Annotated in this window: 20 protein-coding genes; 15 read left to right on the top strand and 5 right to left on the bottom strand. The window is 47.6% G+C overall.

Translation table 11 applies throughout. From position 1 onward, the window contains the following. The first annotated feature begins 13 nt into the window (after positions 1–13). From D0C16_RS22945 to dapE, 5 genes are all read left to right on the top strand, one after another. Positions 14–2,560 (top strand): hypothetical protein, encoded by a 2,547-nt coding sequence (locus D0C16_RS22945; RefSeq protein ID WP_151034531.1) that lies wholly within the window; start codon positions 14–16, stop codon positions 2,558–2,560. 50 nt (positions 2,561–2,610) lie between these two features. Beyond that, positions 2,611–4,290 (top strand): hypothetical protein, encoded by a 1,680-nt coding sequence (locus D0C16_RS22940; RefSeq protein ID WP_225318828.1) that lies wholly within the window; start codon positions 2,611–2,613, stop codon positions 4,288–4,290. Between the two features lie 51 nt (positions 4,291–4,341). Further along, entirely contained in the window at positions 4,342–5,607 is a 1,266-nt protein-coding gene (locus D0C16_RS22935; protein WP_151034529.1) for a hypothetical protein, read from the top strand. Between the two features lie 2 nt (positions 5,608–5,609). Next, positions 5,610–6,965: a hypothetical protein gene (locus D0C16_RS22930; protein WP_191968600.1), complete on the top strand. Its 1,356-nt coding sequence runs from the start codon at positions 5,610–5,612 to the stop codon at positions 6,963–6,965. 136 nt (positions 6,966–7,101) lie between these two features. Further along, a complete protein-coding gene (gene dapE, locus D0C16_RS22925; protein WP_151034527.1) occupies positions 7,102–8,256 on the top strand; it encodes a succinyl-diaminopimelate desuccinylase in 1,155 nt (384 codons plus the stop codon). A gap of 84 nt (positions 8,257–8,340) precedes the next feature. Here the strand turns inward: dapE and D0C16_RS22920 are convergent, their stop codons facing one another. Next, complete coding sequence (locus D0C16_RS22920) at positions 8,341–9,888, bottom strand: leucine-rich repeat domain-containing protein (RefSeq protein ID WP_151034525.1); 1,548 nt, start codon at positions 9,886–9,888, stop codon at positions 8,341–8,343. A 440-nt stretch (positions 9,889–10,328) separates the two neighbouring features. Between D0C16_RS22920 and D0C16_RS22915 the strand changes: the two genes are divergently transcribed. Continuing rightward, the gene (locus D0C16_RS22915; protein WP_191968599.1) at positions 10,329–12,065 is read left to right on the top strand and encodes an FAD-binding oxidoreductase; all 1,737 of its coding nucleotides are present in this window, start codon (positions 10,329–10,331) and stop codon (positions 12,063–12,065) included. A 135-nt stretch (positions 12,066–12,200) separates the two neighbouring features. On the opposite strand, the gene D0C16_RS22910 is transcribed toward D0C16_RS22915, so the two are convergent. Then, positions 12,201–12,827 (bottom strand): methyltransferase, encoded by a 627-nt coding sequence (locus D0C16_RS22910; RefSeq protein WP_151034522.1) that lies wholly within the window; start codon positions 12,825–12,827, stop codon positions 12,201–12,203. Between the two features lie 744 nt (positions 12,828–13,571). Here D0C16_RS22910 and D0C16_RS22905 point away from each other — a divergent pair. Genes D0C16_RS22905 through D0C16_RS22895 form a run of 3 tightly spaced genes read left to right on the top strand, consistent with a single transcriptional unit; the run spans position 13,572 to position 15,937 of the window. Beyond that, on the top strand, positions 13,572–14,780 hold the full coding sequence (locus tag D0C16_RS22905; RefSeq protein WP_151034521.1) for an RtcB family protein: 1,209 nt from the start codon (positions 13,572–13,574) through the stop codon (positions 14,778–14,780). 10 nt (positions 14,781–14,790) lie between these two features. After that, the gene (locus D0C16_RS22900; protein WP_151034519.1) at positions 14,791–15,726 is read left to right on the top strand and encodes a hypothetical protein; all 936 of its coding nucleotides are present in this window, start codon (positions 14,791–14,793) and stop codon (positions 15,724–15,726) included. Positions 15,727–15,739: 13 nt separating this feature from the next. Continuing rightward, complete coding sequence (locus tag D0C16_RS22895) at positions 15,740–15,937, top strand: hypothetical protein (RefSeq protein WP_151034518.1); 198 nt, start codon at positions 15,740–15,742, stop codon at positions 15,935–15,937. Here D0C16_RS22895 and D0C16_RS22890 read toward each other — a convergent pair. Further along, a complete protein-coding gene (locus D0C16_RS22890) occupies positions 15,923–16,507 on the bottom strand; it encodes a hypothetical protein (protein WP_151034516.1) in 585 nt (194 codons plus the stop codon). The two genes, D0C16_RS22895 and D0C16_RS22890, sit on opposite strands and share 15 nt — an antisense overlap. Before the next feature lie 292 nt (positions 16,508–16,799). On the opposite strand from D0C16_RS22890, the gene D0C16_RS22885 reads away from it, so the two are divergent. From D0C16_RS22885 to D0C16_RS22860, 6 genes are all read left to right on the top strand, one after another. Continuing rightward, positions 16,800–17,528: a DUF1461 domain-containing protein gene (locus D0C16_RS22885; protein ID WP_151034515.1), complete on the top strand. Its 729-nt coding sequence runs from the start codon at positions 16,800–16,802 to the stop codon at positions 17,526–17,528. Between the two features lie 176 nt (positions 17,529–17,704). Next, entirely contained in the window at positions 17,705–18,877 is a 1,173-nt protein-coding gene (locus tag D0C16_RS22880) for a glycoside hydrolase family 5 protein (protein WP_225318827.1), read from the top strand. Between the two features lie 228 nt (positions 18,878–19,105). After that, complete coding sequence (locus D0C16_RS22875) at positions 19,106–19,990, top strand: DUF6662 family protein (RefSeq protein ID WP_151034514.1); 885 nt, start codon at positions 19,106–19,108, stop codon at positions 19,988–19,990. 65 nt (positions 19,991–20,055) lie between these two features. Next, positions 20,056–20,607 carry an FMN-binding protein gene (locus D0C16_RS22870; RefSeq protein WP_151034513.1) on the top strand — a complete coding sequence of 184 codons (552 nt, stop codon included), beginning with the start codon at positions 20,056–20,058 and terminating at the stop codon, positions 20,605–20,607. Positions 20,608–20,612: 5 nt separating this feature from the next. Next, a complete protein-coding gene (locus D0C16_RS22865) occupies positions 20,613–21,473 on the top strand; it encodes an FAD:protein FMN transferase (RefSeq protein WP_151034511.1) in 861 nt (286 codons plus the stop codon). Between the two features lie 33 nt (positions 21,474–21,506). Further along, positions 21,507–21,953, top strand: coding sequence for a hypothetical protein (locus tag D0C16_RS22860; RefSeq protein WP_151034510.1), 447 nt, complete (start codon positions 21,507–21,509; stop codon positions 21,951–21,953). Positions 21,954–21,957: 4 nt separating this feature from the next. Here D0C16_RS22860 and D0C16_RS22855 read toward each other — a convergent pair whose 3' ends face one another. Both D0C16_RS22855 and D0C16_RS22850 read right to left on the bottom strand, forming a co-directional pair. Beyond that, positions 21,958–22,458: a VOC family protein gene (locus D0C16_RS22855; RefSeq protein ID WP_151034508.1), complete on the bottom strand. Its 501-nt coding sequence runs from the start codon at positions 22,456–22,458 to the stop codon at positions 21,958–21,960. A 77-nt stretch (positions 22,459–22,535) separates the two neighbouring features. Beyond that, entirely contained in the window at positions 22,536–22,799 is a 264-nt protein-coding gene (locus D0C16_RS22850) for a hypothetical protein (protein WP_151034507.1), read from the bottom strand. Positions 22,800–22,801 lie beyond the last annotated feature (2 nt).

Here is a 22,801-nt window from a genome sequence, read left to right as displayed (position 1 = left end):
TGGGAAGGTAACTATGTCATTCCTTGCTCGACTCTTCAGCCAGATTAAAAACTGCTGCTGTAACTATCCAACAATCAATAGTCACACATTGGTTGACCAGGAAAAAAAATCTGTGGAAACTGAGTTTTCCACAGATTTTGATAAAAATTTTAAAGATTATTTAGCCAATTCCTATCGCCCTCATATCGATAGTGATTACAAAAACTACGTCAGTAACTTTTACACCTACATCGATAAAGATAAACACCCGGCCAAAGAACGTCCGAACTATGGGTTAGCGCTATCCGGCGGTGGTATCCGTTCTGCAGCGTTCGGTACCGGTGTTATGCAAGCGCTCCACAATAAAGGCTTCGCCAAAGAAGGTCATCCTACCGTTTTTGAAAAGTTGCAATACCTTTCCAGTGTTTCCGGTGGCGGTTACGCCGGCGCAGCTCTTTCCTGGTTTATGAAACGCTGGGGCGCATTTCCATTTGGCAACCTGGAAAACTTCTGCGGCAGCAAAGCCAACACCGCGGTACTCAATACCCATGAACTAAAAACCTTTGCAGCCAAAGCACAACAACGCGCCCCGGAATCAACCGCAACACAGGAAAAAGAGGCGGCAAAAACAAGCGCTCACACTGATTACCCACAGCAATCAAGTGAAGATGATGCGCATGCCGCCAACAAAGTACTTAGTTATATTCGATTGCATGGCAACTACCTGACTCCGCCACAATTGCCATTGGTCTCGCTAATTGGTTTTTCATTGGGTAGCGCCATACATTCTTTCTTTGCATATCTATTTTTGTTTAGCTTGATATTTATGTCGCTGATCACAGTTGTTTACTCGGAGTTCTTGCAATCACTGGTGCAAGACCTTCCTGCACACGACTACATCTACAACTTATTGGATAGCCTCGTTAATTTCGCCATCAACTATGATCAAAAATACCACTACACCTATACCGATGAGCGGATTAATTTCTTTCTTTACTTCACCGGTTTCGCCGGTTTATTAGGCGTGGCATTTCTGCTACTACAAACGTTTTACGCGCTAAGTAGTATATTCACCCGCCCTTTCTCAAAATTTTACAAATACCGAATCGAAATACAGTCAGCACTGGGGTGGTTGTTAACCATGGGTATCTGTAGTTTGATTCTCGCACTAGTTCCTTTGCAATCGCTGTTTTTTTCGCGGCTTGAAATAGGTAATCCGGCCTTTTGGGGTTCGGGCGGTGCAAGTTTAGTGGCAATTTTTATGGCGATCAGTGAGTTTCGCAAACGCTTGAAGCCCGCGCTGGATTCCAACTCACTTTATGCCGACTTGTTCAGAAACGTTGTCATTATTGGCTTTATATTTATCATTATCAGCGTGGCCTACTGGATGGGCGAAGGCCTCTATCACTTGAGCTTGCAGGCAACCATTAACCGCCCCTTTGAGTTGAGCGTTAATGTTTATATCCTGTTAATGATTATTTTTTTGCTGGTCGTCAACATCAACTACATCTCGCCGCATAAAATGTATCGCGATCGGTTGATGGATACATTCCTGCGCGACCCCAGTGTATCGCCCTATTCAAGCCTCGCGAAGAAAGGTGAGAAAGCCAACGAATTTCGCCTGTCGGAATTGAAAAATAAAAGTATCTGGTCACCCTACCACCTGATCAACACCAATATCATTTTGAACAAATCCAATAACCCACAGTATAAAAGCCGGTTGGGCGATAACTTTATTTTGTCACCCGATTATTGCGGCAGCGATGCCACGGGATATGTGGAAACTCGCCACTTCTCACTTAACTCGATGACCCTGGCTACCGCGACGGCGATTTCCGGCGCTGCCGCAAATCCACACGCCGGCGTAGGTGGTGAGGGCAATTCTACCAGCCCGTTAGTTTCGTTCCTGATGACGTTTTTTGGTTTGCGTCTGGGATTTTGGGCGAACAATCCCACACACTTTCTCACCCGTTTTAAATTTATTTTTAAACCAAACTACGTTTTTCCCGGTGCCAACAGTTTATTTAACCTTGGCCACAAGGAAAATTCACCGCACATAGAATTATCGGACGGCGGTCACTTTGATAACACAGGCATTTATGAGCTGATTCGCCGCCGCCTGCCTTGGATTATTCTCTCCGACGGCTCTGCGGATTTGGCAACCACCTTTGAAGATCTGGGCAATGCCATTTCCAGAATCCGTGTCGATTTTGGTGTGACTATTCGTTTTCGCGATGAACGATTTAACCTGTGTGGGCTTATTCCACGCAGTCAGGACATTACCATTGCCGATAAAAAATTTGAGCTGTCCGAACGCGGCTATGCCATTGGCGACATTGTTTATCCCGACACAGAAACAGAAAAAGGTTTCGTCGGCACCTTTGTTTATATTAAGGCCTGTATAACACGTGACCTGCCAGCGGACATATACGCGTACAAGGCCCTGAATGCTCAATTTCCCAATCAACCCACCGCTGATCAATTTTTTGATGAGCGGCAATTTGAATCTTATCGAGAGCTAGGTTACCAGCTCACCAAACAGCTATTAATCAACAAAGACGCCATGGCACGTTTGCCATAATTTTTTTACGTTGCAGTTATTATTTACTTAAAAACTCTAAGGATTTGATCATGAAAAAACATAAATCAATTAATCGATCTGCGTTGGCTTCAGCGCTTGCGCTTGGGTTGTTGTGGGGCGCACTCCCTACACTGGCCGCCGACCACAATGACCCAAATGCAGTAAACTCTATTTACGATGACGTACCACTAAGCCCCGCCGACCTCTACGATATTTTTGGTTACCCGAGTAGTGATACCAGCAATGGGGAAGCGTTGGTTGCCCAATTAACCTTTTCCCCCCTACCGGCTACCGGAAAATTTGACCCGGACATGATGTACAAAATTCACCTGGCGGGTGCCAAGCGCGCATCGGACTACAAAGGTGAAGAAACTCTGGAAGGCATGTTGACCTATGTGGAAACACTCAAAAAAGGTTTGCTGGATTTTGACAACGGCGAAATAAAAGTAACGTTTAATGGTAAAGATCAAGCGCGCGTGGATTTTCTAAATTTCCCCGAAGGGGATTTCCACCAAATTATCGACACCAACAAAGTGGTGATCATTACCAGTCCCAAGGGCCAAAAAATAAAAGCCTTTATCGGCGGCCGCGATGATGCCTTCTTTAATAACTTGCCGGGCTTTTTCCGCTCTATTAACTATGCGCCACAATTTTATAAAGTCCCAGTCGAAAAATATAAATCCCTGGCGGAATTACCAATTCCAAAAACCCTATTGGAATTAGAGGGCAATGACTTATTTAATTTCAACCCACAAAAACCAGACTTGGGCTGGGGTTTAAAAGAGCAATTACCAGCTGGCCCCTATGAATGGAAAGGCAACGCCTATAAAAAAGATGCAAATGGCAATTATCGTTTTGTCTACGATGGTATCGATGCTCAAGCGGGTCGCAATATCAACACCGTTGGTTTTGAAATTCCGCTCGCCTTTATCAGCAAAGATCCTGCAACAGATCGCATAGTACGTATGTGGGGTGGGAGCTATGTGCGCAAGGCTTCCAGCCTTGTTCCAGCCCATGCGCCCAGTGCCTGGGATAAAACCTGGATCGGCTTTAAAGGCATGTTCAAGAAAGATATGGAGTTCAATACGCGCGATAGCGATTACAATCAAGTCGACCACGACGGCGTCCCCTTCTCTGATGCCGCACTCAGTATGCGTTACGACAGCCACGTGGGTGTTGCCAACCTGAAATACTTGCGCGAGTTTACTACGCGCTTTGCGCATTTAGGCTGGGGCTTTGGCCCCTCGGTTTCCACACTGGGGCTACCCACTTGTTTTGACCACGACAACTCACCAATTCCTGTGCATAAAACTTACAAGTTGGCCACCGAGGCTTTCCCGCGCGTAAAGCACTGTTTCTTCCAAAAATTGCGCATGCCGGATAACAGCTGGAACACATCTGGAAAAGATATTCCTTTGCGCCGCACCTTTGAAATTTTTGTTCCCAACTTAACAGCGGTAGATATGGATACCAACGGTACTTGGCCATTTGGTCGCCGTCCGGAAGATCAGGTAGCCACCCGCTTCCTCGCCACCTTTTTGGATATGGATAAAAACTGCGGCGCCGCGCCTTGCAATGTAGAAACACTCAACCAACCAGCACTTTGGGAAAACGCCCCCATTGAACCCAAAACCGTGCCAAACCCACTCAAAAATGATAAGGAATTTTTAACGGAATTCCCGTATTTAGCCGAGCCATGGCCAGAAAAGCCGCATTACACCAAACACTAAAATTGAAGCGCCCCACACGGGCGCTTTTTAATTTTTACGGAACGAATCAAGATGAACGAATTAACCTATTCCACCTATTCTGAAAGCCCCCCACCCAAGCACCCTCGGCTTTTAGTCGCTGGCGCGCTGCTACTGCTTATGGCGGTGTTGCTGTTGGCGGCAATTAGCTATTGGCGCGGTGCGCAATTACCGCAAGGACCAAACTATCAGCAAGATTTGCAACAACTGGAAGAAAAACATCGCAACCTCACACAGGCAGATCCACAATCTGCATTTGTGTTTTATCAACTCGCGAAGCACACCGGCAATTTCGCAACGGCTCACGACGCAGAACAGGCACTGGAAGTCTTTGCACAGGATCGCGAATTAAACTTGATTCGCGCAAAACTATTACTCTCCATGCACGAGGTTGTACGTGGAAAAGCATTACTGGAAACACTGGGCGATTCTCGTCATGACTCGCGCTTGCAGGACCTGCAGTTGGATTTATACCTGCAGCAAGGCGAGTACCAAAACGCATTGGCAATGCTGGATGAGCGCCTTGCGGAAGCGCCGCAATGGAGCGACATAGCACTCTACGCGCATTTACTGCACAAATTCGGCGACTCTGCACTTGCAGATCAATTTTATCAGGCCGCACAAACTCGCTTGTCAGTCAAACAAATTAAAGATTATGCCTGGCTCGAATTGCAGCGCGGCATCATGGATTTGGAAAATAAACAGTATCCCGCTGCGCGAATTCATTTTTCGCTGGCCAATCAAATTTATCCGGGCCACTGGCTGATTGAAGAGCATTTGGCCGAGACGCTCGCGTTACTGGGCGAAACAGCAGAGGCCATCAAACTCTACGAAGGAGTAATACAAAAATCCGACAACCCGTTGTATTTTTATGCCTTGGGTAGTTTGCTGGAAACAACTGACACCCTACGCGCACGACAGTTAAAACAGGATGCCGAAACGCATTTTTTGCAACGCTACAAGCACTATCCACTGGCGGCAGCAGGCCATTTGCTCGATGTGTGGATTGAACAGCACCACGCTCATCCAACTGCCGAAAATCGCGCGCGCTTGCTGGAATTATCGCAAGCCAATGTTCAGGCTCGTCCCAATGCTGAAGCGCTGATCCAGCGCATCCAGGTATTGCAGTTGGACCAGCAAAATGATGCAGCACAACAGCTCGCCCAACAACTCGCTGCAACACCCTGGCGCACAGCGGATGTGATTCAAATTGCCAAAACCTATGGAATACCACTGGCGCAACCGGATGTTTTAGCCACTGCGCCAACATTGTTACAAGCGTTATCCCTGAGGGATTGATCATGCGCAGCTACAGCCTTCCGAGTCTCGCGTTTTGTGCACTGCTGTTTTGTTTTGGCTGCACGCCCAACACGCTCTACCGTCAACATTTTTCGCTTTGCCATGCAGACAAGGAAGATTGCAGCAATAATTCGGTTATCCAATACGCGCAGGGTTCTGCGCGTGAATTTTATTTGGGCTTTACTGAATTTGATGATCAGGGACAAGTCTACACACGCGATCAATTGGACGGTCTTATTCAAACCTACACCGAGCTTGCCGGTGAAGAAGATATTATTCTCTCCGTGTTTGTTCACGGCTGGCACCACACCGCCAAAGCCGGAGATACCAATATTGAATCCTATCAAAAACTACTCGGCGATATTGCGGCCAATGAAAATGCCATGGCGCCCTTGCTGAACCGAAAACCACGCAAAGTGCTGGGTGTTTATCTCGGTTGGCGTGGAGAATCCCTCACAACACCGGTGATCCACCACCTCACATTTTGGGATAGAAAAAAAGTCGCGCATGAAGTTGGGTTGCAAGGCGTCACCGAAGTACTGGTAAAACTTGAACAAATCGTTAATGTGCAAAACACACGCACACCAATGCACGATAGCCGAATGGTGAGTATTGGTCACAGTTTTGGTGGGGCAGTATTGTTTACCTCATTGCAACAATTAATGGTGGATCGCTTTTTCGATAGCCAACCAGGCAGGAGTTATCAAGGCGATGCACGTGGCTTCGGCGATTTGGTACTGTTAATTAATCCCGCATTTGAGGCCATGCGCTATTCGACATTGTTCGATGTCGCACAAGACCATTGTCGGCGCTATTTTTCCAGCCAGATGCCGCGCTTGCTAATCCTCACCTCCGAAGGGGACGACGCAACTGGAACGGCATTTCCTGTCGGGCGATTTTTTAGCACGCTCTTTGAATCGCACAAATCGTTAGCGCGTCATGAATGCGTAAACGGCAGCCCACGTGTGCGTAACATTCGCGAAAGCAGTGCAGACCGAATTGCTGTTGGCCACTTTACACCGTTTCACTCTCACGTGATGAAACCGCAGGATAAAATCTTCGGCGGTGACACCATGGCTCAGCTACTGAATTTGCAGCTGCAGTGGCAGGCGCAGGAGGATAAAAGCACACTGGATTTTTCCCGCGTAAAATTAACGCATCTCGGTATAACTACACCGTTCAATCCTTACCTGAATGTGTACGTGGATAAAAAAATAATTCCCGATCACAACGACATTTGGGGAGAAGCGCTCACCCGATTTATTCAGGAGATGGTATTGGTCACCACCAACAATGAGGCAACGATGCGCGCCGGGCTTGCGCCCTCCGCGGCACAGCCGGAAGTAACTACGCCGTAGAAAGGCCAGCTTAAGTAACCCACCTACCCCGCAATCACGTCCTCCTTTTTTGCGCGCTTCGAAAAAGGGGGATTTGCTCGCAATAGCAACAAAATCGCGTAGAATTGGCGCCGAATTTTTTGAGCCGGATTACACCATGACTTCTGCGTTAACCCCCACTTTGCAACTTGCTACTGATTTGATTCGCTGCCGTTCGGTGACCCCGGAGGATGATGGCTGCCAGGAACTGATGATCCAACGCCTGGAGGCAATAGGCTTTAAAACCGAGCGCCTGCGCTTTGGTGAGGTCGATAACTTCTGGGCAATCCGTACTGGCGCCGACGGAGAGGCCGGGCCGATTCTCGCATTTGCCGGGCATACCGATGTAGTGCCAACCGGCCCCGAAGCCAACTGGAACAACCCACCGTTTGAACCGCAAATTATCGACGGTATGCTCCATGGGCGCGGTGCTGCTGATATGAAGGGCTCACTCGCCAGTATGGTAATCGCCTGCGAAAATTTTATTGCCCAACACCCGAACCACAAGGGGCGTATCGCCTTTTTGATCACCAGCGATGAAGAAGGCCCATCCGTAAACGGCACTGTAAAAGTGGTGGAGTGGCTGGAAGCGCGCAACACCAAAATGACCTGGTGCATTGTGGGCGAGCCGTCCAGCACCAAGGTAGTTGGTGATGTGATTAAAAATGGCCGCCGCGGCTCACTGGGTGCAGTACTTACCGTCAAAGGCATTCAAGGCCACGTGGCCTACCCCCATTTGGCCGATAACCCCATTCATAAATTAGCACCCGCCTTAGCGGAATTGGCAGCCGAACATTGGGATAATGGTAACGAGTTTTTCCCCGCGACTAGTTTCCAGGTTTCCAATATTAACGGCGGCACCGGAGCAACTAACGTGATTCCCGGCGAGGTTACGGTGGTGTTTAACTTCCGCTTTTCCACCGAGCTGACGGAGCAAATTCTGCGCGAGCGCACCCACGCCATTCTGGATAAACACGGATTGAAATACGATTTGCAATGGACCCTGAGTGGCCAACCCTTTTTAACGCCGCGCGGCGATTTGGTAAATGCGGTAGTTCATGCAATTAAAACTGAAACTGGTTTGGATACTGAATTATCAACATCAGGCGGAACATCCGACGGCCGATTTATTGCACCCACCGGCGCACAAGTGGTTGAGTTGGGCCCCATCAACGCAACCATTCATAAAGTAAATGAATGTATTAGTGCAGAGGATTTAAATAAGCTCACAGCGATTTACGAACGCACACTGGAAGCATTGCTCGCTCCATAAAAAAATAAAAGCGCGCAAAGTCGGCATGCGAAAATTTAAAAAGCCCCAATTGCGGGGCTTTTTATTTTTCGTTGCAAAGCTCGATCAAAACAATAGACCTTCATATCCTTGCTTATCAAACAAATCAAACAAATAGGCTTTTGTAGTCGCATCCAGTGGATTATTGGAAAAATTCAACTCTGCCTCCTTACTGAGCTTATCCACTCCGGTTACGTTGGTTAACCTATTATCGGACATCAACACCCATTTCAATTGGGTGTTTTTGGATAAATCAATACTGGCAATTTGATTATACGTCGCCAATAGGGACTTCAATTCCAATAACTGCGCTATCGCTAAACTGGTGACTTTATTATCGATCAAATTCAATTCAGAGAGTTTGGTATTGTTGAGCAAATCCAGTGCGGACAGTTGATTTTTATATACATCTAAACGAACAAGTTGATTTAACATGGATACATCAAGCAGAGCGATGTTATTTTCCATCACGCGCAGATCCGCCAGCTTTATATTTTTATCCAAATTAATTGTATTCAAACCCAAACCTGCCGCATTCAGGTAGGCCAAATCGGGCAACATGCTGGTATCTACGGCAGTGATTTTGTTCCACCCCAGAGTTAAATCCGTCAGTAAAATATTGTGGCTGTAATCCACCGCGGCAAGCTGATTGCGCGACAGATACAATTGTCGCAGATTTTGCAGATGACTAACCGTTACTTGCGTAAGCAAATTGGACTCAAGATTGACGCTTGCCAAGTGAATATTTGTGAGCAAGCTGATATCAGCAATGCGGTTATCAGAAAGATTCAGTGATTCGAGCTTGGTTAAGTTGCTCAGATCAATTTTTTGCAAATGGTTTTTAGCAATATTCAACTGGGTCAATTGAGTATTGCGCGAAACATCCACTGCATCCAGCTCATTATCGTACAGATTCAAGCTTTCCAACGCCTGAAAAAAACTAAAGTCCCAAGTGCCTTTTAAACGCGTGCTGGTGAGCGCTAACGAGGTCAGGTTCGGAAATAACTTCAGTTCTTCCAGCGACGCAACCGGATCGAACAGGCTGCCGCAATTCAATGAGGTTATCGTTTCAGCAGCCAAGGGGGTTTTGCTATCGTCTTCCAATGCGGTGACGCAACGAATGAGGCCGCGATCCGTCAGCTTTAGTTGATCCGCCAACGAGCCTATACGCACAAAACTCACATTCATAATGCAGCTGGCGCTAATGGGGCCTGCAACCACCTGATTGCCCTCTACTCGACCGTTGCAACCATTTACTCCAGCAAGTTTGTAACCACTTTCTACTTGCACAGAAAAATTTTTTATCGCCCCCTGCGCTATATCGACAAATCCAAACGGACTGATCGTACCGCCTTTATTGTACAGAGCATTAATAAAAAGCTCGGTCGAACTGGATGAGGACGCTTGCGCACTGGATACGGATAAAGAGGAATTCAATTGGCTACTGCTAGCATCACTCGAACTGCTAAGGCTTGCTATCGTACTCTGCACTGAGCTACTTTCACTCGATACTAGCGCACTGGAGCTGGCAGAACTGGCGACAGAGGAGTTCATCGACGTGCTGTTACCTGAACCACCGCCGCAGGCAGCGAGACTCAACATGAGTATCAGCACACAACATTCCCGCGAACTCGATAACATTTTTGCTCCGCTCATTAAAAAATCTCCAACAATTACCTGATTACAATTCACCAAAGTTTATCACCTGGCATCTTCAGTCGGCGCCATTTCATCTGCATTCAATTGTAAAATAATGTTTTCGACGACACACAAAGTCAAATAGCAATTTATTCATTTAACAAGTGGATAAATTTCTAAAACTTATTGCGGGTTTTGCTAAACGCCAAAATCATGGCTTCAATTTTACAATCCCGTTCCCTTTTTCAGTAAAGTCGTTGAAATCATTAGCAAATCCAGACTTGTCATAATTCTTGCTCATGCTTGCTTGACTGCATCAAGTGTCGATTTTTTGGACATTTTTCACGTGCAGTATTAAGCCGACCTTTTGCTCTTCAAGCAATTTTTGTCATTCAGCATTTGAAAGGAAAATGAATATGACCAGCTCTTTTTTCAGCGAAGTATTACGCATCCCCGGAACCAAAGTCTTGAGTCGTGAAGAAGCGGCTTTTCAATATGGAGCAGACACCGGCGCCAGCCAACGTCTACCCGCCGGTGCCATCATCATTAAAGAAGTCGATGCGATTGAAACAGTACTTGCACTCGCCAATGAATTTAAAGTGCCCCTCTGGCCCATTAGCGGTGGACGCAATTTTGGTTACGGCACTTCGCTGCCGGTCGATACGCGCAGTTTTATTCTGGACTTATCCCACCTGCGTCGAGTGCATATTGACGTTCACTCATCAACCGCGTTAATCGAACCGGGCGTGACCCAAAGTGATTTGCATGCAGCGATTAAAAAGTCCGGCGCAAATTTACTGGTACCTACGACCGGCGTTGGACCCAATGGCAATATCCTTGGCAACGCACTCGATGGTGGTTACGGCTTAACACCTATCGCCGATCACTTTAATGCGATTTGTGAACTAGAAGGATATTGGGGCAACGGCACTGAATTTCGTCACACCTATCAAGATATGGGCTGCGCCGAAATGGCTAAGCGCTGGAATGCAGGCACCGGATATTCCTGGGCAGGTTTATTGCGGCAGGGAAATTTCGGCATAGTGACTAAAGCACGTGTTCAACTTGCGCGCGCTCCCGAGGCCACACGCATTTTGGTGTTTGAATGGAAATCCAACGAGGCGTTCATTGCCAGTCAAACCGAATTAAATAAATTAACCGAAGATATTCCAGGCATTGGCGGCATCATTATGATGAATGACTGCCGCATCCTTTCCACCCAGGTTGATACCCCGCTAGCCTCAGCGCTCAAAGGCGACGCGCGAGAAAATTATTTACGCGCTCTGGCAACCCAACGCAAAATTTCCGCCTGGACCGGTTTAGGTACACTCTACGGCTCACGCGCGGCAGTCGCTGGTTCAGTAAAAGATATTCGCCGCCGCTTAAACAATTGCCGGGTGTGGAGCTTTAGCCCGGAACAAATTAAACAGTTACAAAAAATTCAAGATTATTTACCCAAGTGGGGCTTTTCTGCCTTGCGTCGTCACTTTGGTGCACTGGTAAACACATTGGGAACTGTCGAGGGCTACCCGATTGTTGCCTTCCTGAAAATTGCTTACGCGCTAGACCCCACCGCCAAAAAACTCGATGTGAATTCACACCCAGCAAAAGATGGCGCCGGTATTTTATGGTATGCCCCGCTCGTGCCTTTTATGGCCGACGAAGTGGAGCGCTATCGCAAGGTAATGAGTAAATGCTTAATTGATCACGGCTTTGATCCACTACTTGCCGTTACTTCACGCTCATCGCGCACTTTATCCGGCACCATTCCTTTGTTATTTGATCGCAAAAATCCTGTCGATGTGGCGCGCGCAAAAAATTGTTATCGCGCCCTGGTAAAAACCGGGCTGGAAAATGGTTGGCCACCCTATCGTTTGGGTGTGGACTACATGGACCTGATCGCCTGCCCTGCGGACTCACCCAGTGCGCAAGTGCAACAGCTACTGAAAAAAGCCCTGGATGAAAACGAAGTGATTGCGTCCGGCCGCTATGAGCACGCAAAACCGGTCGCGCCGTTTATTCCTGCCGCACAACCTTTACCGGAAGAAGCGGAACACAACCTGCTGAGCAAGGTATTGGAAAGCAGTTTTGACGCCACCAGCTACACCAGAATGTTTGCCAGAAACAACAGTGGAGAATCAGTCGATATTTAATCGCACACTGACCTAGCTTACTCACAATAAATGACGTGAGAAGGATTTTTTATGAAAAAAATAATTGCTGCTTTGCATCAGGGACGATGCCTGGTTTTCTCCGATACTTATGCGATAAAAGCTCACCCACTTGTATTAGCTATTCAACTCTACCAGCAGCAAACTACCGGTAAACCGTTTGGGCTCCAGGCAATACCAGGTCAGCAACTCATTATCCCAGCGCTCACATTTATCCACTAAATCCAAAAAGGGTTGGCGGCCCGGGTCTGCCAATACCAGCTTTTTAACGCCGGCGTTAGCCGCTCGCTTTAATAGCGAAAACCATTCGTCAGTCAGCTCCGGCCAAAAACAAATATCGCCGCCGACTATGACATCGAATTTGGTTAAATCCGTTTTTTTCAGCGAGTCCATCGCCCCCTGACGGGTTTTCACTTCGACATTATTCAGGTCGGCTTGCAACTGCAAAAACCCAAAAACCTGGTCATCAATATCCAGGCCAGTTACCTTGTGCCCCTGGTTGGCCAGGTAAATCGAGGTCGGCCCCCAGCCGCAACCAACATCCAGCACGCGACTTTTTTTCTTGAGCGGATTGTGGGTGAAATAATCCATTAACAAATAACTGGAATCCCAGTGACGATCACCATGAGCGCTGGGTGCCGATTCTTTTTTTACCCGTTTAATGGCGGGACTTTTTTCCTTGTACAACCAGATGCCGTAAGCGGGAAAAGTATTTTTTGCAGGAGGGATAAATAACTCAGGCACAGTGAATCCTCGCTTGTTCCAGTTAGTGTTAACAATCAGTGACCGTTGAAGAACGGTTAGTAATGAAAATAGTTAATGGTAATGAAGAATAGTTGCTGACCGATTCTATGACAGAATTGAGACACTAATGTGACTATCCATCACAAAGATCCTTAGCGATTAGAAAGATCCCGGCACAAATAGGCGCGCGCATTACCAGCACATCGTGCGCTACCGCGAACGCCGCGCACTAAAAGGTAACCAGATTTATCCAGATGCTGATTGGTGTGCACTGTCTTCATGCACACTGGAGAACCAGCAATCAAACCACGAGCCCCGTTTAGCAATCCATTTATAAATTTCGTTGACAGGCGAAAAAATCAGCGTATTATCGCGCCCAATTTTCACGGCCCCGATCTGGTATCGATGACACCGATCAGAGGCTCAGGCCCAACCCGAAAGTTTTTCTCGCATTAACTTTTAATGATAAACAACAGGAGTACTCACAATGACTTACGCAGGTTACACCAACGCATAACACCTTCTGAGTACTCAGACTTGGAAGGTTTTAATTACCTTCCAGGTCAGGCGCAAAAGCCCTGATCGGGAAACTGATCAGGGCTTTTTGTTTTTACCGTTTGTTTGCGTAGCTTTTATCGTAAAAGCAAAGCAACAATCTTGCCTACTGATCAATTCCCCGATCGTTTCATCCGGAAGGTTCACTCGAATTTTTCGCGCCTGAATAAAGGCGTGCAAGGGATTTTTATGCCTGTAAAAATTGAATTGAACAAAAATGCCACCAATGGTTTGAAGCCGGTAAAAATTTACACCAGCGACATTGAAAACCAGGCATTAACGCAATTAAAACAAATTGCACAACTCCCAATTGTCCATTCGCATATTGCGGCAATGCCCGATGTGCATGCGGGAATTGGAGCAACCGTAGGTTCGGTTATTCCCACCCTTAACGCCATTATTCCGGCGGCAGTTGGTGTGGACCTTGGCTGTGGTATGAGTGCCGTGCGCTTGTCGGTGAAGTCATCGCAATTACCCGACAATCTTGCCGCGATGCGCAGCGCTATCGAGCGCGCAGTGCCAGTAGGTTTGGCCGCGCATAAAACGATTAACGTGCGCACCAGCAGCTGCAACAAACTGGCTTACGGTGTGGAGTGGCTGTTTGAAAAGCACCCGGCAGTGATGAAGATGTTAAAGCAACCGCAAACCATCTGGACCAAGCAGTTGGGCACACTGGGAAGCGGCAACCACTTTATCGAAATCTGTGTAGATGACAGCAAGGACGTTTGGGTGATGCTGCATTCGGGCAGCCGCGGGATTGGCAATGCCATCGGCCAATACTTTATCCAGCTGGCAAAAAAAGATATGGGTAAACATATCCATAATTTGCCCGACAAAGACCTTGCCTACTTCACCGAAGGTAGCGAGCACTTTGTGGACTACGTAACGGCAGTCAATTGGGCACAGGAATATGCGCGCATTAATCGCGAAGAAATGATGGGCTTGGTGTTGCGCGCAATCGCTCCCTTTCTGCCCAAATTCCGCGCCGATCGCCACGCGATTAATTGCCACCACAATTACATCAGCCGCGAACAACACTTTGGCGCGGATGTAATCGTGACCCGCAAGGGGGCGATAAGTGCACGCGATGGGGAATTGGGAATTATCCCCGGCAGTATGGGCGCCAAATCCTTCATTGTGCGCGGTAAAGGCAACGCAGATTCGTTCTGCTCCTGTTCCCACGGAGCGGGCAGACGTATGAGCCGCACCGCCGCGCGCAACCTGTTTAGCAAAGAGGATTTAATCGCACAAACCAAAGGCGTGGAATGCCGTAAAGACAAACAGGTGATCGATGAAATTCCTGCTGCCTACAAAGATATTGATGAGGTCATGGAAAACCAATCTGATTTGATCGAGGTGGTTCATACACTCAAACAAGTCGTGTGCATTAAAGGATAAGGAGGAAACGATGGACGCAGCATTAGTGGATGAAGTAGTGGCTTGCTTGCCAAGTAATAGAACAGTATTTCGCTACAGTAAAGATCAATATGCAACCTATTTACTACAACGAATACTGAGTAAAAATGGCCCCTTGAGCAAACAGCAATTAAAGCAATCCTGTTTCCGGCAATTACTGGAAAAACCCTTTGTTCAGGAAATACTACACATTGCCGGAAAACAAAAAATTGAAGCATGGCATTTGGAAACGGCTGTGCGAAATGACTTGAATCACTACGTACTGACCTTGGGAAAGTGGGGTAATCGTCACGGCGGCTTACAGACCTCACGACCGGGGTGCAACCTGGTATTACAGTTAAACCTGCCCGAGAATTTGGATGCAGAATTCAAGCGAATCACCGGGAGCGCGTTAAATGAGTTTACCGCGCACAACCATCCGCAAAGTATTAAGCGGACGGCTACACTAGCATGGGCAAGATTGGATATTGATTTCAATTCCGATGAGGTGTTGATTGAAGAAATCCAGTCAGATTTAATTCGCGTGCTGGAGCGAATCAAAATCCGGGCACTGACGAGCAAAACCGGCGATGCCAATCATTTTATTTACGGCGGCTCTAGCATTAACCGGCAACGACTGGTGGCCTACTGCGATAAATTGATCGCCACGCAAAAGAAAGTCTGGGCTGAAGCCATGCTGACAGCCTGTCTGTGGTTTATCCACAACGAATTAGGAATGAGCAAGGTATTTTACAATCGGTTTGAGACGGGCAACCACATGAAGGAAATTCATTGGGGGTTACCACCGCGCTCGCTTTATACCGACTTGCCGGAAAAATTTTGTTTTAGCCTGACGCAGGAAGCACCGGGGTTTATTCGTACCAATAAAAAAGTCCAAAAACGGCTGAACAAAATTCACAACCCACAATGGTACTTAATGACAATCTAAGAGGAAACTTGCTATGAAAAAAGAAAGTCGCAATGGGCACGCCTTCCACCCGATTATGCGCAAAGGTGGCGTGCATGAGAAAACCCACAAAGCCAAACGCAAAACTGATCGTCAACAAACGGCAAAAAAGGTGAATGATTATTTGGCTAGAGGCAAAAAAGCCGCGGAGGATTCCGCGGCTTTTTACTTTTACACCCTAACCTTTAACTGAGCTGCTACGACGAGCGAAGAAAATCGAGAACAAGCCAATCATAAGTAGCAAACTTACATTAGGTTCAAGCAGTTTTACATCCGGGGTTCCTGAACCAAACAAGAACATATTGGATAACCCACCCCCTTTACCGGCAACACGCTCATAAGAAAAGTAACCCGATGTTTCACCGGGTGTAATCACCCAGGCAAATGCATCAGGATTCCCCCCTCCTTGACCTACATGCATGGTAATAATGGCGCGGCCATAGGTATTCCAAAAAGACTCATCGATACTCCAGGTTCCCGTCACATCGATTCCCCAGGAGTCTGTATCCACCGAGAAAAGGTCATTAAGGCCTTCGGCCGTTAATTCACCTTCCTTCACCCAATCGTAATCAGTGCCAAACAAGGCATTAAGATCATCGGAATCATTGAGGTTGATTGAGTTTTGCGTTCTGCACTCAATCGCATCGCTCAGCGTCGCTACGCGCTGATCATCAGGTTCACAAGTAATTACTCCCGCTTCTACAAAAGAGGCGCAGCAAGCGGCAAAAACACCAACGAGATTGATTTTCCATGAGTTAGTCATGACGTTTCTCCTGCGATTATTTGTGATGTCAATCACACATTTAATACGCATATTTGATGCCGTCGCTGAAATCATCATTAAAAACAATGCAATAGGTGCCACAGAAGATATTTAGGCGTCATGTGGCGCGAAAAATTGTTAAATCTGTCGACTTTTTGACCAACCAAAAACGTCAATTTTTTGCCATCGGTAACACTTTTGAAGCGCGTTTAATGGCTAGCCGGATGCGCGAGCGGCGCCTACGTGGTAATTTGCCGATCAATTTTCCCCGAAATTCAGATTCTTGATAGCTATGAAAACCCTGCTCAACCTTGTGTTTTGGCCAGTATTTTTTGTTTGCCAACTGCTAGCTCTTACCCTCCTCAGTTGGCACATCGCCGCCCAGGTACATTTTGCTTATCCGCTTGGCTATAAACTGCTTGGGCTTGAAGCACATATTGCAGAGTTTGCTCCGCTCAATCGCCACAAAGCGGAATTTGAATTCATTTCAGCCAAAGAGCACTGGCGCCTCTTCGGGGAGATTAGCGACGCAGTACAAGATAGCGGACGCGGTTTGCAGAACATCAGCTATTTATTACGTGATGGCAAAAGCACTGCGCTGATGCACGAGGCAGAAATTATCCATTTGCAGGATGTCGCCCACCTGATTGATGTGTTTTATCGCGTCGGACTCAGCGGATTAGCACTCTGGTTTCTGCTGGCCGCCCTGGCGATTTGGCAGAAGTGGCTACCACCGACTAATAAAAAAATCCTGCTGGGGTTCCTCGCCGGTATCGCCCTGAGCGCGCTGGCTGTGATCGCCGCAGGCTCCACTCGAGTGTTTTATTGGTTACATGAGCAAGTGTTTCCAGATGGTCACCAGTGGTTTTTTTATTATCAGGATTCGTTAATGACCACGCTAATGAAAGCACCCGATATTTTTGCGTTTATCAGCCTCTTTTTATTAGTGATATTGATCGCCTGCTGGTGCCTTGCCGTTGTACTGTTTAAGCTGGTAATTAATCATCGTTTAAAAAAATAATTACTGATTTTTAACTAGTAAAATTAACGCAATTCTTTTGGCCTTCGCAAAAAAAATACCACCGCCGCACAGGTTTCCAGCCCCCCCACTGTTTTGATAGAGTCCTGCCCCAGCGGGATTCTGCCCAAAGAATTTCCTCCTCGCGTTACCCACTTCCTAATAAAAGAGCTAACACCATGAAGATGTACCTGAAACTCTTCGCTGCATTTTTGTTATGCGGCCAATTAATTGCCTGTAGTAGCACTGTGAAAACGGCAACCACGCCGGCCCAAGCGCCCGGTCAAAATCACGGCTTTACTGGCGCACAGCAATCCGCGGATGAGTGGTGGAATATTCCTTACCCACAATCTTTCGATGCAAAAAAACTTGAGCGCCAACAAAGCCTGATTAAGGTACAAGGCAAGGGTTTTGTGACTGAAGACGGCAAAGCCTTTATTTTTCGCGGCGTAAACATTGCGGACCCAGGCAAACTGCAACAGCAGGGCCAATGGAACAAAGCCCTGTTTGAAGAAGTACAACGCTGGGGCGGCAACACCATTCGTATTCCGATCCACCCGCTGTCCTGGCGCAAACACGGTAAAGATTGGTTCTTTGAACGACTGGATGAAGCGGTACTTTGGGCCAACAGCCTGAATATGTATTTAATTATCGATTGGCACTCTATCGGCAACCTTGAAGCTGAAATGTACCAACACGTAATGTACGAGACCACTCAAAAAGAAACTGCTGATTTCTGGCGTAAAATTGCGCTGCGCTATCGCACAGTACCGACCGTGGCGGTGTACGAAATCTTTAACGAGCCCACACATAATTACATCGGCACTGGCGACTTTTCACTGGGCAAAGCGAGCTGGGAAAGCTGGCGCAACTTGTTAGAGGATTACATCGACTTAATTCGCCTCTATAACAAAAATGCGATTCCACTAGTAGCCGGTTACAACTGGGCATACGATTTATCGCCCATCGCCACAGCACCCGTGCGCCGCGACAACATCGCCTACGCAATTCATCCTTATCCCCAAAAAGCGAAGCCACAAGATCCAACCAAGGCGAATTTTTTCGCGATGTGGGATAAAACCTGGGGTTACGTAGCCGATAAATATCCGATGATCGCCACTGAATTGGGTTGGGCGAAAGAGACCGATTACGGCGCCCACGTTCCAGTGATAAATAACGACGGCACCTACGGCCCCAATATTGTTGAATACATGGCGAAAAAAGGTGTGTCTTACACGGTTTGGGTGTTTGACCCGGATTGGTCGCCAGTCATGATTAAAGACTGGAAATTCACGCCTTCAGAACAAGGTGAATTTTTCAAACAAGAAATGCTGAAAGCGAACAAAAAATAAACACGTCTGGCGGGTGCCCGACTGGTACCCGCCCTTTTCCAGTTTAAACCCCGCCTGAATCACGTATTTTCCCCGTTAAATCCGCAACTACCTCCCGCATTTTACGTATCGGCAATTCCCTGTTGCTCAAAAGTTGATAACAATCAATATCAAATGCAATTATAATGCGTAAGATTCAAGCTACTAGCTGCATATTTATTACATTCAAGATTTATTCAAGGATTTACCATGCGTACCAAGTTAATTCCCCTGGCATTGGCCGGATTGTTTGCGATTCCCACCCAGGCAGACGAAAACCTGTTTGGCTACATCAAAGGCTCGGAAGTATTACCGGCTGGCGCCTGGGAGTTTTACCAGGTAGTGACCCAACGCTCCGACAAGAGTGTGGGCGAGTACACCGCCTATAACACCGAAACCGAACTGGAATACGGTGTGACTGACAAGTTCACCGTGAAAGGCGAGATCAAGGGGCAATCGATTGATACTTCCGGCTTGGTTATTGATGGCTATATGCCCGGCGATGAAAAGTACGGATTAAAATTTCAGGGCGGTGAAGTTTCCGGTAAATACAATTTCCTGAGCCCGGCGTTGGATGACTTTGGTTTGTCGATGAGCTTCGGCGTGGACTACCTGGTACTCGACCCACACTCAGGCCGCGACAAAGACACCTTCAGTCTCGATCTTGAGCTGCAGCTGCAAAAATATTTTATGGAAGGTCAACTGATTTGGGCCGCCAACTTTGGTACTGAAGGTACTCGCGCCACGCGCAAGCCTATCGACAATCTGCCTGAAGATTACGAGTGGCCGACCGAAATGGAAGTAGAGATCGAATTCTGGGCAGGCACTGCACTCAGCTACCGTTTTGTTCCCAATTGGTTCATAGGTGTGGAAACCCTGTACGAGACTGAATACGAAACCGAAGTGGCAATGGAGCGCAATTCTGTATTTGCTGGCCCAAGCCTGCACTACGGCGGTCAGGATTACTGGTTCACTCTGACCTACTTTGATCAAGTACGCGGTGGTGGCGAAACCTTTGAAGGACAAAAAGACGGTTTGCATTTAATTGAAAAAACCGAGCAAGAAGTTCGCTTGAAAATTGGTTTGAATTTCTAATCCATTCACGGTCGTTGTTGTAATTGTCGCCCGGTATAACCCGGGCGCGATTAAGAGAAATTTCCATGCGCAATATCCCCGGTTTTATCGCCCTGCCGCTCGCGGTAATCGCTCCTGCAGCGATAGTTAGCCATGCCCAAGCCGAAGACTATTTAACGGTTGCCCAAGCGCAACAGGTGTTATTCCCGGAGGCAAAAGTATTTCTGGAATCGGCGATAAATCTCACTGACGACCAACGCAATCAGATTAAAAAAATCGCCGGTGTGCGCCAGCGCACCCAGGTACAACAAAATTGGCGCGCGGAGCAAGATGGAAAATTGCTGGGTTATTTTTTAGTGGATGAAGTTATCGGCAAGCACGAATTTATTACTTATGCGGCGGCGATTTCTCCCGAGGGAAAAGTACTGGGAATAGAAATACTAAGCTATCGCGAAACTCACGGAGGGCAAATCCGAAAACCAGAATGGCGCACGCACTTCCAGGGCAAAACCCTGAACGATCAATTCAAACTCAATAAAGATATTCCCAATATCAGCGGTGCAACCTTGTCCTGCCGCAACGTCACTGACGGGGTAAAACGCCTGCTCGCCATTCACAAAATTGCGCTCAGCCAGTAATTTCTATGTTGAAACGCTTGCGTCCACTGCTCGGGACTTTTGTAGAAATTGCGATTGCCGAACCAGGGTCGCTAAGTGCGACACAAGCCGAAGCCGCCATTAGTGCGGCTTTTTCTTGCATCGAAAAAATTCAACAGCAACTCAGTTTTCATGACCCCGCAAGTGAATTGTCGCGTTTGAATAGCGCGCCTTATGAATGGCACCCGCTGACCAAATCCAGCATTCAATGTTTGAAACTGGCGCGCGCGCTCACGCGTATCAGCGCTGGAAAATTTAACTGCACACTCGGCAAACAGGTGGTGGATAAAGGCGCGCTGCCGCCACTAAAAACCAACCATCCAACACTGGCTTCCGGCGACTGGCAGGATTTGGAATTAAGTGGCAAGTACGCGCGCTTGCAGCGCCCGGTATGGATCACGCTCGATGGAATCGCCAAAGGCTTTGCCGTCGATAGCGCCATCAAAACACTGCAGCTGTTGGGCGTTGCCTCGGCCTGGGTGAATGCCGGCGGAGATATTCGCGTATATGGATCAGCGATTTTGCCGATTAGCGTTCGCGATCATCGTGGCTTTGATCACGCTATGGGCGGGTTACAAAACGCGGCTATAGCAACCTCCACCAGTACATACACAGAGGAAACACCGGGCATTTTATTAACCGCCGAGGGAAACGCGATAAAGCCAGCGACCTGGACCGTAATCGCTCAGAGCGCCTGGCGCGCGGATGCCTTGACCAAAGTTGCAGCCAACACGCCGCCAGCAATACGCAGCGAATATATTCGCCCGTTAGGTGGCCGCTGGGTTCCACTTCCCGGTGATAGTCACACCAACACGGCTACATTTTCCACGCAACAGCTGTCAGAATAGCGCCCGCTGAAGACTCCCCCAATTAAAACTACCATGAAGAAATCACGCATCAGTTTATGGCTTATCCTGCTCGCAACCGCAGTGACCGGTATCGCGCTCTATTTGCTGGCTCCGGCGAGTGCTGATGATTTCCCTCACCCCTTGAATGGTCTCTTCCGCGAATTGCACGGCCTGAGCGCTATGCTCGGTGTTTTTATATTTGGCTACTTATTTGCCGATCACATCCAAAAAAAACTGCACAAGAAAAAGCACCATTTGGATGGCTATTTACACCTTGGCCTTTGGTGCGCGTTGGTTGTCAGTGGCCTGTTGCTTTACTACCCGCAAGACACATTGGAATTTCTGAATGTCAGCAGTATTCATTGGTACGCTGGCATTTTTCTGTGCGGATTGTTTCCTCTGCATTATTGGCGCAAAGCAATCAGCAGAAAATTTCGCCCCAAGCGCGCTTCAACCGCTGAAATGAATATCCCCGATTAAGGTTTTAACAAGTTCTCTCATGGAGTTCGTCAACGACTAATCTCTCTTGCTCGTCAAAAACCCAAACTTCTTCGTAATCCACTTCAAACAAATATCCATCGGGATCTTTAAAATAACCCGCAATTCCCCAAGGGGTTCGCGTTGCCGGCTTCACCAGTGTTCCCCCCGCTTCCACCGCTTTAGCCAGAATGGCTGGTACCTCTTCCGGTGACTTTGCCAGATACACAAATGCGACTCCGTTAAAACCGGACGGCGAGGCAGGCTCCGCCAAAGCATCCGCCGCGAGCGCCGCGCGGGATATTAAACAAAGCGCGTATCCACCTAAATTAAATTTAACAAATTCATCGTGACCGGTGGGGGATTTCGACCACCCCAGCGCTTCATAAAACGCGCGTGATTTGGCGATGTTTTCGACACCCAGCAATATCAAATGCATACGTTGACTAGGCGCGATTGACTCGATGTTTTGTGAGGAAAATATATGACCGGGATTCTTTGTTAACATTTTTTTCCTTAACTTATTTTATAAATAATTTACTATCAACCAGCCAATCGTTGGCCTACCAGTATTTTTTGGGTTATCTAGTCAACGACCTTAATGGATTCTGCCAATAGGCTATTGCCAACAATAAAGCCATCGCATTGCACCTGTTTGCCCAGGAATTGTAATAACGCGTCATCACCCATGGTGGGGCCGGTTTTGCGCCGCAATAATAGCCGCCCTGCTGCCGTTTGAATAAACAGGGCAGAATGGGCACTCTTGCTGCCACTACCATAATCGTCCTGCACGACATGCCCACTTAAACCAGTGACTTTTTGTGGAGCGGAAGAATTGCTGTAGCTCATAG

Origin of the sequence: Cellvibrio sp. KY-GH-1, from assembly GCF_008806975.1 — a bacterium.
Classification (GTDB): Bacteria; Pseudomonadota; Gammaproteobacteria; order Pseudomonadales; family Cellvibrionaceae; genus Cellvibrio.
Note: the sequence above shows the minus strand (reverse complement) of the source record. Positions and strands in the feature narration are given on the sequence as shown.

Excerpts from the sequence above, each read along its gene's own strand:
- D0C16_RS22945 (WP_151034531.1), top strand. The coding sequence starts at position 14 with ATGTCATTCCTTGCTCGACTCTTCAGCCAGATTAAAAACTGCTGCTGT.
- D0C16_RS22940 (WP_225318828.1), top strand. The coding sequence starts at position 2,611 with ATGAAAAAACATAAATCAATTAATCGATCTGCGTTGGCTTCAGCGCTT.
- D0C16_RS22935 (WP_151034529.1), top strand. The coding sequence starts at position 4,342 with ATGAACGAATTAACCTATTCCACCTATTCTGAAAGCCCCCCACCCAAG.
- D0C16_RS22930 (WP_191968600.1), top strand. The coding sequence starts at position 5,610 with ATGCGCAGCTACAGCCTTCCGAGTCTCGCGTTTTGTGCACTGCTGTTT.
- dapE (WP_151034527.1), top strand. The coding sequence starts at position 7,102 with ATGACTTCTGCGTTAACCCCCACTTTGCAACTTGCTACTGATTTGATT.
- D0C16_RS22915 (WP_191968599.1), top strand. The coding sequence starts at position 10,329 with ATGACCAGCTCTTTTTTCAGCGAAGTATTACGCATCCCCGGAACCAAA.
- D0C16_RS22905 (WP_151034521.1), top strand. The coding sequence starts at position 13,572 with ATGCCTGTAAAAATTGAATTGAACAAAAATGCCACCAATGGTTTGAAG.
- D0C16_RS22900 (WP_151034519.1), top strand. The coding sequence starts at position 14,791 with ATGGACGCAGCATTAGTGGATGAAGTAGTGGCTTGCTTGCCAAGTAAT.
- D0C16_RS22895 (WP_151034518.1), top strand. The coding sequence starts at position 15,740 with ATGAAAAAAGAAAGTCGCAATGGGCACGCCTTCCACCCGATTATGCGC.
- D0C16_RS22890 (WP_151034516.1), bottom strand. The coding sequence starts at position 16,507 with ATGACTAACTCATGGAAAATCAATCTCGTTGGTGTTTTTGCCGCTTGC.
- D0C16_RS22885 (WP_151034515.1), top strand. The coding sequence starts at position 16,800 with ATGAAAACCCTGCTCAACCTTGTGTTTTGGCCAGTATTTTTTGTTTGC.
- D0C16_RS22880 (WP_225318827.1), top strand. The coding sequence starts at position 17,705 with ATGAAGATGTACCTGAAACTCTTCGCTGCATTTTTGTTATGCGGCCAA.
- D0C16_RS22875 (WP_151034514.1), top strand. The coding sequence starts at position 19,106 with ATGCGTACCAAGTTAATTCCCCTGGCATTGGCCGGATTGTTTGCGATT.
- D0C16_RS22870 (WP_151034513.1), top strand. The coding sequence starts at position 20,056 with ATGCGCAATATCCCCGGTTTTATCGCCCTGCCGCTCGCGGTAATCGCT.
- D0C16_RS22865 (WP_151034511.1), top strand. The coding sequence starts at position 20,613 with ATGTTGAAACGCTTGCGTCCACTGCTCGGGACTTTTGTAGAAATTGCG.
- D0C16_RS22860 (WP_151034510.1), top strand. The coding sequence starts at position 21,507 with ATGAAGAAATCACGCATCAGTTTATGGCTTATCCTGCTCGCAACCGCA.
- D0C16_RS22855 (WP_151034508.1), bottom strand. The coding sequence starts at position 22,458 with ATGTTAACAAAGAATCCCGGTCATATATTTTCCTCACAAAACATCGAG.
- D0C16_RS22850 (WP_151034507.1), bottom strand. The coding sequence starts at position 22,799 with ATGAGCTACAGCAATTCTTCCGCTCCACAAAAAGTCACTGGTTTAAGT.